Source organism: Halalkalibacterium halodurans (genome assembly GCF_004376175.1).
Classification (GTDB): domain Bacteria; phylum Bacillota; class Bacilli; order Bacillales; family Bacillaceae_D; genus Halalkalibacterium; species Halalkalibacterium halodurans.
Window position 1 is genome coordinate 89635 of sequence record NZ_SNUY01000004.1, and the last position, 9506, is coordinate 99140.

Consider the following 9506-nt stretch of genomic DNA (forward strand, 5'->3'; position numbering starts at 1 on the left):
TCCTCTTTTCTACTGATAGCCGATCTCGCTTTTTAAATCAAGCCATCTTGTTCAAACAAATATTGGTATGGAATATCTAAATACACATAGAGATTGTCTTTGATTGGGTATGCATACGTACGAATTCGTTCATCCCGTTGAATATCCGTATAAAGATCGGACAAAATGCCTCTCTTTTCATAGTTCATCCTTACGATGTTCTCCAGAAAATAGGGACGCCAGCTCCAGTTTTTATACCGACCTTCCCCCCGTAGCTTCCATTCACCGTTTTCATCTTTTTCGGCATTGGAGGATTGCTGGAATCCATCTCCATCCGTAATGTACACTCGAAAGGCAAACTCATCACAATCTTGAGCAATCGCCAGCACCATCTCATCATACGAGGTCATATGTTCAATTCGTTTTAACGTTATCCTTAACTGTTGATTCGCTTTCTCCGTTAACTGAAGCTGGGCCTCCATTTTTTTTCGCTCGTAAACAATGAAATGATGAAAGTCCTTTTGTAGTTTCTCTTTGCACAGCTCTCGGTCGACGAATGTCTCTCTTGGTGGCGCTAAATACAAGCCTTGATAGTAACGCCCACCGTTACGCCACGCATAGTTTAGTTGATTAAACTGCGAGATTCCCTCAAACAGCAAAGTGGCTCCAATTTTTCGCGTAAGCATGGATAATGAATGATGCACTTCCTGATACATTTGCGAAAAAGCCTCTTCATGAAACCGTTCTAAGTTAACCTTTACGATATTCGGTTTTAATAGAGCGAGCCGATCTAAGTTCGTTTCAGACAAACCGACATCATCGATACTCATTCGAATTCCTAAGCTTTGAAAATACATAAACACATGTTTTAAATCGTCTAGGTGGCCGTCGAGTTGCTCTTCTTTAATTCCGATGATCACTTTCGTCAAATCTAGGCCTTGCTCTTGATAAAATTCGAGTCTTTTTAATACGTTTTCCCCGTTTGTTTTAGCCAGCAGCACTCCATTATATTTCAAACAAAGAATGAGATGATCATCACCAGCTAAATAATGCTCCAAGGCTAGCGTCTGTACATGATCTTCTAGCTCTAGCCTATACTCGTCTGGGATGGAAGCGTCATGAAAAAACCAGCCAAGGCTTTCCTCTCCCTCACTTCCCTCATAACGGGCCAACACATCATAAGCGACAACCATTTGGTTATCTGCACTTACGATTGGTTGATAGTAAGGCAACACTTTCGATTTGTTCATAAACACGTCTAACGGGTCCATCGATGCATACACCTCCTGCGAAAACGAAACAAAAATCAAACGCTAGGAAACACAGTTGTTTCTACTAGTGTTTGACATGATGACCTAGCAATCAGCGCTCATATTCCATTCTTATTTATTATAGCATAGCACCTTTAAGAACTTAAGAAAACGAAACAAGCGACCTTGGCGGCCTTACTCTCGATTCTGTGAAATGGTCGGACGATCAAGTGAAAATGTCTCACCATATTTACCGTATTCATTTCCTGCCAACCGGCTAACAGGCCGTAACGCTTCTGTATCAATTCCACCGTCTTGAAATAGGTCATCTGCTACTTCATAATGGACGACCCGACCAATCAAAAAATCAGCAGCAGGTTCGCCGCCTTTCCCGCCGATCGGGATAACACTCTCCACTTTACATTCGAGACGAATACGACTCTCTGCTAAAGAGGGGACGCTCACGACCTCACTAGGGACTTCTGTTAATCCTGCATATTCAACCTCGCTTTCCTCCGGAGGAAGAGGAATCGAACTCACATTCACCGCTTCAACGTTCTGTTCATCGACGACATGCACGACAAATTCACCTATTTCTTGGCCATTTCGCGCTGTGTCTTTTGGTGTCCCATCTGGCTTACGACCGACTGAAATGCCAATGAGGGGCGGTTCGGCGGTCAATACATTATAAAAGCTAAATGGCGCAGCGTTTACGACTCCCGCTTTACTTTTCGTCGTCACGAACGCAATCGGCCGGGGTAGAACAGCACCAATGAGCAACCGATAATTTTCTTTTCTGCTTAACGAATCAGGATTTAACTTCATCAACATCACCTCGCTTTCATGCTATCAAATCATGAGAAAAAAGAAAACTGGCGACGTTTGCGAATAAATCGATCGATCGCCTTCATGATCTCTTTCGGTCGTTCCTCGGGTAAAAGGTGACCTGTGTTTTTATAGACGATCAACGATGCGTTTGGCAAATCACTTGCTAACCGCTGACCAATTTTTACAGGTATGACGCGATCTTGCTCTCCCCATAACAGTAGAACGGGATGATGAATTTTACGTAACTCTTCCTTTGGCAAATCACCTTCCCGTTGGCGCATTAAACAGAGGAGCGCATCATAAAACGTCTCATCAGCTAACGGCAACCGGTACATTTCCACCGCTTCATTGTTCACAATCCCCTTATTATAAACGACTTGCTGCAATGCTTTCGTTACATCTTGCCTTTGGACGTACCATTTGACCATTTGACGTAAGAATGGGATATAAGACAAAAAATAAAATGGGCGCTTCACTCGCTGCAAATACCCTGAACTTGATAACAAAACGAGCCGCTTCACTAGATGGGGCTTCCATTTCGTCACATAAAGAGCCACCTGTCCTCCCATCGAATGACCAACAAACGTCACCTTCGAAACATTGAGCTTTCTCATTAGAGCCACCATAAGCTCTGCATAGCATTGAAATGAGTAGGTAAACGTGCGCCCTTTCCCACTACGTCCAAAGCCAGGTAAATCAACAGAGATTACCCTTCCCCGTTTCGCTAATAACGGCATAAGCTTTCGATAACTGTAAGTAGAAGAGACAAAACCGTGAATCAAAAAAAAGGTTTCTGTCGATTGATTTGATGGAATTTCTGCTACATAGACTTCCGTCCCGTTCACGTAATAGGTTGTTTCCGTCATTAGTCCGCGTCTGCCCATTTGCCTTCTCCTTTACAATCGAACGATCCTGCATCCTATCCTGTATTCTTAATGTCTACGTTCTGAAAAATTCCATTCATGAAAATAGCATCTTTTTTCAAATTATGGAAGAGAGCGCATTTAAAAAAACGAACGGGAGATTCCGCTCGTCATCTGGATAAATCGTAAGGGGTTTCTTGATATACGTAGTAGTTTAGCCAATTGGAAAACAGCAAGTATGAATGGGCTCTCCAGCGCAGTAATGGCTTTTTAGTGGCATCGTCATTTGGAAAATAGTTTTCCGGCACTTGAATGTTCAACCCACGCGCCCGATCTCGCTCATACTCTTGCTGCAACGTACAGGCATCATATTCCGAATGACCTGTGACAAAGATCTGTTTTCCATCCTTCGAAGCCACAATATATACGCCTGCCTGCTCTGATTCGCTTAAAATTTCAAGGTCGGGATGGGCTTCGATCTGCGCTTTGTTAATATCGGTATGCCGAGAATGGGGAACGTAAAATTCATCGTCAAATCCTCTTAACAATTTCACGTTCGGTACATTTATTTTATGTGGATATACCCCAAATTGTTTTTCTGGTAATGGAACCTTTTCAACGCCATAATGATAGAAGAGGCCAGCCTGTGCACCCCAACAAATGTGAAGCGTTGACGTGACATTCGTCTTGCTCCATTCCATGATTTGCTTTAATTCATTCCAGTAATCCACTTCATCATATGGGAGTGTTTCAATTGGAGCACCCGTTATGATCATTCCATCAAACTTCTTCTGTTTGACCTCGTCAATCGTCTGATAAAAAGTTTGCAAATGATCATAGGATGTATTTTTGGAAATATGGGTATCTGTATACATAAATGAAACTTCCACTTGCAATGGTGTATTTCCTAAAAGACGCAGCAGTTGTGTTTCCGTTGTTTGTTTAATCGGCATTAAATTTAAAATGACGATCTTCAGCGGCCTGATATCTTGTGAATACGCACGACTTTCAGCCATCACGAAGATGTTTTCTTTTGTTAAAATTTCTTTCGCTGGAAGGTTGTCTGGGATTTTAATTGGCATGATGTTCTCCTACTCCTTTACGTTTATCTTTTTTTGTATGTATATATAGTACCCTTCCCTTTTAACTAATAAAATTACCACGAAATAAGAAAATTCGCAATGATCAAACGGAGGTATTTTCATGAAAGTGCAAATCGAATGGATCTATAAACACCCGAATCGTTCAATCACCCATCCATTTACAAGCGGGGACATGAGCCTTACAGAAGCACTCCAAGTCGCTGACGATCTGGAGCGAACGGGGCGAGTAAAATCGTTAACGTTCCGAGATCATAAAGGGGTGACCTGGTCAAAGAAAGAGCTACTCCGTTTAACAGAAGAAAAGTCGACCACCGCTCATAACATTCGTTGTTACTGTGATGGTGGTTATGATCGTGAGACCGGCTTGGCCGGCATTGGGATTGTCATTTATTATGCACAAAATGGAAAAGAATTTCGGATCCGGGAAAATCAAGTGCTACAGCAGATCCAAGACAACAATGAAGCAGAGTACGCTGCACTTCTTGCTCTCTTCCAGCGCCTTCAAGCGTTAGACGTTCGTCACGAGGATGTCACCATCTACCTTGATTCATTAGTCGTGCAAAAACAAGCATCTGAGGAATGGCCTGTGTATGAAATGCATTATCATACATGGCTTGACCGGATGGAGCAAATCATTTCATCCCTCCATTTGAATGTTCGCTACGAGCTCATTTCAAGGGAGAATAATCAAGAGGCCGATCGATTGGCGACGCAAGCGTTAGAAGGGACTATGGTGAATAGCCATGCGCAAAAAGAAGGCCAGCATTATAAATGATGACCTTTTATCGATTAGAAATTTCGTTGCCTATTTAATCGAATAGGAAAAACTGCGCTTTCCGCCAAATCATCCTATAGCGAAAGCCAGTGTTTCTTATCCTTTTGCCCTTTATAGTTAATTGACTTTAAGTGACAAAAGACGAGGAGCGATTACGCCCTCGTCTTTTTACGTTCCAAATCGTGCAAAAGTTCATAGGTCAATTGATCAGGTATTCTCGTCGTTCCAAGAGGGGCTGCCGTCCGGCCATATGATTCATGATGGAAATCCGAACCTCCTGTACGTAGCAGCCTTCTCCCCGTTTCCGCTTCCATCCTCTTACATAGCTGTTCATAGTGTGCGACTACTTCGCGAGAATGATCCCTGTGATACACTTCGATTCCGTCTAATCCATACTCTCTCACCCAGCCGATCAACTGATCATCCAAATCGTAATAGCCAGGATGAGCTACTATGGCCACACCACCTGCTTGGTGGATCCATGCAATCGCCTGTTCGACGGAAATGTATTCTTGCCTTTTAACATAGCAAGGTCGTCCCTCTGCTAAATAGTGCTCGAACGCCTCCTGAACTGAACGGACATAGCCTTTGTCCATCAACGCTTTAGCCACATGTGGGCGACCGATCGCCCCTCCATCCGCGTAACGAAGGACGGCGTCTTGTTCAAGGGGGACGCCGGCCGCTTTTAGCTTCAGTAAGATCTGTTCTAATCGTTGTTTTCGAATGTCCTGCTGCCGATCCAGCCTTCGCTTTAACGTATCGTTTTTCCAATCGATCCCATAACCTAGCATGTGAACACTCTGACCCGACGACTTCGTTGATAGTTCAATTCCGGGAATCAAGGTTAAGCCAAGCCTGTGAGCTGTCTGCTTGGCTTCTTCAATCCCATTGACTGTGTCGTGATCGGTTAGCGCAACAAATTTGAGGTTCGCTTGATGGCATTTCTCCATTAATTTCGTAGGGGAATATCCCCCGTCGGAGGCGGTCGAATGCATGTGCAGGTCGCTGTTTCTGGAAAGGCTCATCTTCCATCTCCTTATGAATCAATCGTAATCTCCCATGATACTTGTCCCGTGCGAAGATGATCTGTGTAAATAAGCTCATAGCTCGTGTCCACAGGTACTTTAAAGGCAATTTCGCCACGATTCTTTCGATCAGGATGAAGCTGTCCACCTAGGATACCCTTTGTTTCAACATTTGACGCATGAGGATGAGCATACCCTTCGGAATCTACGAGCGTAAATTTATACAAAGCGAATTCTTTTACTTCGTTGCTCGTATTTTCAACGGTTAGATCAATGATCACTAGCTGCATATCCTCTTCATCTGCTAGGTCTTCCACTCTCGCTTCATTTAACGAGATTTTTAGATCGTTTACTTCCTCCACATGCGAAGAACTGGCTGAAGCCAAAGCACTGTCTGATCCTTGAACCTCTATCGGTTTATCGGAACGTGTAAAAGCAATCACGCCTACTAGAACAGCAAATAGAATCGCTAAAATGGCAAGCTTTCCTTTCATATCGTCCACTCCTTAACGCTTCTATCTGTCATTGTTTCAACCTGTTTACAAACAGGATCGAACAAGCACTAGTATAACGTTATGAGCGAGCTGTGAGAATCATACCGATTTCCCTATTTCCACCACGAATCAAAAATCGTAACAGGTAACTGCCGCTTATGTTCAGTCGCCAAATATCTTGACTCAATTTTTTTGCGAATGGCATCATGTACTTGTTTTCCTTCTAAATAATCGTCTAGTTGCTCATATGTGAGTCCGAGCGCTTCCTCGTCAGGTAAACCAGGACGATCATCTTCTAAATCAGCGGTCGGGGCCTTTGTATACAAATGGGTCGGGGCACCTAGTTCTTTTAGTAGAGATTTCCCTTGACGTTTCGTTAAACCGAACAAAGGAGCTACGTCGCAAGCACCATCTCCATGCTTTGTAAAAAATCCAGTAATCGCTTCGGCCGCATGATCGGTCCCGATCACGAGGCAGCCGTAATGAGCACCTACATCATATTGAGCTTTCATTCGCTCTCTCGCCTTCGTATTGCCTTTATTAAAATCGCTTAGCACTTCTCCTGTCGCTTGTTCAAACGACTTAGTTGAAGCGTCAACGGCGTCTTTAATGTTGACAGTGATCGAGCGGCTTGGCTTGATGAAGGCAATCGCATCCTGTGCATCGGCCTCATCCTTTTGCACACCGTACGGAAGGCGAACGGCAATGAAAACATATGAAGTGTCCTGCTCCTCTTCATTTAATTCATCGATCGCCATCTGTGCTAACTTTCCTGCAAGCGTTGAATCTTGCCCACCAGACAGTCCGAGAACATATCCTTTTGCACCACTATGTTTTAAATAGTTTTTGAGGAACGTAACCCGCTTTCGGATTTCTTCCTTCGGTTCTACCATCTGGGAAACGTGAAGTTCCTTTATTATTTGCTGTTGCATAATAACCTCCTACACAAACAATCTGTCCATTCTTATCGTAAATGAGCCGCGGTTTTGATTCAATCAGAATCCTTCGGTTTAAGCGAAAACTTTGTCAGATGATCTTCCAAACCTTCCTGTAGCAAAATGTCCACTTGCCGTTTCCCTAGTAAATCAAAGTGCGGGAAATCGACCCGATGATGGATCCATTCTTGTTTCAGTCCATACTGCTGTCCCCAGCATGTCAGCTTTTTGAGATCACGACACGCTACCTTTGTTACGGTATGGCATTCAGGAAAGCGGGAATCTAACCAGTAGTGGGTTAAAAACGCAATTTCCCCTCGGCTCGCTTTTTTCTTCCATTCCAGTAATTGTCGTCGATTAATTCCAAATGCCATCTTCTCCCGCTCCTCCTTTCTATTATATAGACTCTCGGCATTCGCCGAGCTTTGTGGTTCAAGGATTTTCCTCAAACCAATTTATTTCATCCCTCCTATTTTAGGTGGGATTTTTTAATGTTCATTTTTTAAAACTGGAAATTAATTATCAAAATATTTTCTCGAATTCGACAAGAAACACTTGACTTTTCAAAAACACCACAATAATCGCCGGTGAAGGGATTATTTTCCCTTACTACTTGTGATTGAGGTGCCAAAATGAAACCAACGTTTATTGCACACGAAACTTATCAAAACTTCGTTCTAAATCAGTTAAATGCCCATTATTCTGGCGGCATTCTTACCCTTGTTAATAAGGATTGGCCAGTAATTAAAAAGCTTTGGATAACTGATCTCTCTTCGGTAACTACATGGCTTGGTGATTCCTATTCCAAAAAGGGACCAAAGCCTCGTGACCCTGCTTCTATGATGCGTTCTTATCTGCTTTCATTATTTGTTCAACCTACAAAAGGTATTACTCATTGGGTTGATCAACTTCGTCGCGTTCCGTTGTATGCAATTCTTAGCGGTTTTGAACCCGGTGACACACCAGGTGTTGGAACATTTGAAGACTTTTTCAAACGTTTATGGGCCTTCGAAAGCCCGAATGTTATGCCGAAGGTCAAACCTAAAAAGAAAAAGTCAAAAAAGAAAAAGAAGCCTAAAAAGGGTGAAAAAGCTGAACCTAAGAATCCCGGAATTGTTCGTAAACTCGTTGATCGGGCAATGCGTTATGGTTCCAAACAAAAACAACTGCCAGGAGACCGATTATTTGAGTTTTTTCAATCCCAATTTTTAGCGGTTTCTACGAAACTTGGTCTTCTTGGGGATCCCGAAGCTCTAGGTGTAGTTGGAGATGGGACACCAATTGAAACAGCTAGGTACCCGAGAAGTAAATCAACCTGTAATTGTAGTGCCCAAGGACTAACGAACTGTACTCACCCACGCCAGTATTCACAACCCGACATCGACTCAGGCTGGGATAGTTCTAAGGAAAAGTACTTCAACGGATATCATCTCTACATGATATCCACTAGCGATAGCCAATACGACTTACCGCTATATCCACGGCTGCATCCTGCTTCCCGGCATGATTCAGTCAGCCTAGTGGTTAGTTCAATTGAATTTTCGCAACGGTACACCTTGGGCACGATTGATAAAATTCTTCTTGATGCAGCGCACGATGCTGAGGCCATTTATGAGCTACTTGAACATCAAAATGTGGAACCCTTCATCGATTTAAATGTTCGAACAAAGAAGAACTTTAGTACAGAAAGTGATATTCAAATATCTCCAACAGGTGTTCCAATCTGTCCGATTGGGAAGGAGATGAAGCCCAACGGGTTTGACAAATCTCAAAATCGGCAAAAATGGCGTTGTCCACTTGCTTGCGGTACCAAAAATACATGCTCATCACCGTGTTCAAAAGCAAAATATGGTCGGACATTCCATACATTCAGAGAGGATAATCTACGATTATTTACCAAAACACCAAGGTCCTCTGAAAAGTGGAAACTTATATACAAACGAAGAACCTCTGTTGAACGTTCTAATAAAAGAGAAAAAATAGATTATCACTTGGAATCTGGACGCCACCGGTCAACAAAAATGTGGTACATTCGCCTATACGCCATAATGATGTGTCAGCACATCGATGCTTGGTACAGCAGTCAGAAAGAGCAGTTAAATATTGAAGAAATCATCTTTCCTAAAGCCGCCTAGTCAATTTTTAAAAAAATAATGGCAATAGGTTTCTTTGTCATGCACATTTTTGAAAATACAATGAAAATAATGAGTGTGCAGGCCATTCCAATCCAATTTCCAGTAATTTTGGTTCATTT

At 42.8% G+C, this 9506-nt stretch carries 10 protein-coding genes; 2 read left to right on the forward strand and 8 right to left on the reverse strand.

Features of this window, described 5'->3' with window-relative positions; all coding sequences use genetic code 11:
- Nucleotides 1-32: 32 nt before the first annotated feature.
- The 4 genes from E2L07_RS02485 to metA form a co-directional block, all read right to left on the reverse strand.
- Nucleotides 33-1250 (reverse strand): EAL domain-containing protein, encoded by a 1218-nt coding sequence (locus tag E2L07_RS02485; protein WP_134228761.1) that lies wholly within the window; start codon nucleotides 1248-1250, stop codon nucleotides 33-35.
- Between the two features lie 174 nt (nucleotides 1251-1424).
- Complete coding sequence (locus tag E2L07_RS02490) at nucleotides 1425-2057, reverse strand: flavin reductase family protein (protein ID WP_134228762.1); 633 nt, start codon at nucleotides 2055-2057, stop codon at nucleotides 1425-1427.
- 26 nt (nucleotides 2058-2083) lie between these two features.
- Nucleotides 2084-2941, reverse strand: coding sequence for an alpha/beta fold hydrolase (locus tag E2L07_RS02495; protein ID WP_134228763.1), 858 nt, complete (start codon nucleotides 2939-2941; stop codon nucleotides 2084-2086).
- A gap of 149 nt (nucleotides 2942-3090) precedes the next feature.
- Entirely contained in the window at nucleotides 3091-4002 is a 912-nt protein-coding gene (metA, locus tag E2L07_RS02500; protein WP_134228764.1) for a homoserine O-acetyltransferase MetA, read from the reverse strand.
- Between the two features lie 121 nt (nucleotides 4003-4123).
- Between metA and E2L07_RS02505 the strand changes: the two genes are divergently transcribed.
- Nucleotides 4124-4798, forward strand: coding sequence for a reverse transcriptase-like protein (locus E2L07_RS02505; RefSeq protein WP_134228765.1), 675 nt, complete (start codon nucleotides 4124-4126; stop codon nucleotides 4796-4798).
- 152 nt (nucleotides 4799-4950) lie between these two features.
- Here the strand turns inward: E2L07_RS02505 and E2L07_RS02510 are convergent, their stop codons facing one another.
- The 4 genes from E2L07_RS02510 to E2L07_RS02525 form a co-directional block, all read right to left on the reverse strand.
- Nucleotides 4951-5823: a PHP domain-containing protein gene (locus E2L07_RS02510; RefSeq protein ID WP_053431021.1), complete on the reverse strand. Its 873-nt coding sequence runs from the start codon at nucleotides 5821-5823 to the stop codon at nucleotides 4951-4953.
- 11 nt (nucleotides 5824-5834) lie between these two features.
- Nucleotides 5835-6317, reverse strand: coding sequence for a DUF4352 domain-containing protein (locus tag E2L07_RS02515; protein ID WP_134228766.1), 483 nt, complete (start codon nucleotides 6315-6317; stop codon nucleotides 5835-5837).
- Between the two features lie 113 nt (nucleotides 6318-6430).
- The gene (gene nadE, locus E2L07_RS02520) at nucleotides 6431-7249 is read right to left on the reverse strand and encodes an ammonia-dependent NAD(+) synthetase (RefSeq protein ID WP_010898441.1); all 819 of its coding nucleotides are present in this window, start codon (nucleotides 7247-7249) and stop codon (nucleotides 6431-6433) included.
- 59 nt (nucleotides 7250-7308) lie between these two features.
- The gene (locus E2L07_RS02525) at nucleotides 7309-7626 is read right to left on the reverse strand and encodes a hypothetical protein (RefSeq protein WP_010898442.1); all 318 of its coding nucleotides are present in this window, start codon (nucleotides 7624-7626) and stop codon (nucleotides 7309-7311) included.
- A gap of 258 nt (nucleotides 7627-7884) precedes the next feature.
- Between E2L07_RS02525 and E2L07_RS02530 the strand changes: the two genes are divergently transcribed.
- The gene (locus E2L07_RS02530; protein WP_134228599.1) at nucleotides 7885-9387 is read left to right on the forward strand and encodes a transposase; all 1503 of its coding nucleotides are present in this window, start codon (nucleotides 7885-7887) and stop codon (nucleotides 9385-9387) included.
- Nucleotides 9388-9506 lie beyond the last annotated feature (119 nt).

Bases quoted from the DNA above. Each gene is read 5' to 3' on its own strand.
- E2L07_RS02485 (WP_134228761.1), bottom strand. From the start codon at position 1,250: ATGGACCCGTTAGACGTGTTTATGAACAAATCGAAAGTGTTGCCTTAC.
- E2L07_RS02495 (WP_134228763.1), bottom strand. From the start codon at position 2,941: ATGGGCAGACGCGGACTAATGACGGAAACAACCTATTACGTGAACGGG.
- metA (WP_134228764.1), bottom strand. From the start codon at position 4,002: ATGCCAATTAAAATCCCAGACAACCTTCCAGCGAAAGAAATTTTAACA.
- E2L07_RS02505 (WP_134228765.1), top strand. From the start codon at position 4,124: ATGAAAGTGCAAATCGAATGGATCTATAAACACCCGAATCGTTCAATC.
- E2L07_RS02510 (WP_053431021.1), bottom strand. From the start codon at position 5,823: ATGAGCCTTTCCAGAAACAGCGACCTGCACATGCATTCGACCGCCTCC.
- E2L07_RS02515 (WP_134228766.1), bottom strand. From the start codon at position 6,317: ATGAAAGGAAAGCTTGCCATTTTAGCGATTCTATTTGCTGTTCTAGTA.
- nadE (WP_010898441.1), bottom strand. From the start codon at position 7,249: ATGCAACAGCAAATAATAAAGGAACTTCACGTTTCCCAGATGGTAGAA.
- E2L07_RS02525 (WP_010898442.1), bottom strand. From the start codon at position 7,626: ATGGCATTTGGAATTAATCGACGACAATTACTGGAATGGAAGAAAAAA.
- E2L07_RS02530 (WP_134228599.1), top strand. From the start codon at position 7,885: ATGAAACCAACGTTTATTGCACACGAAACTTATCAAAACTTCGTTCTA.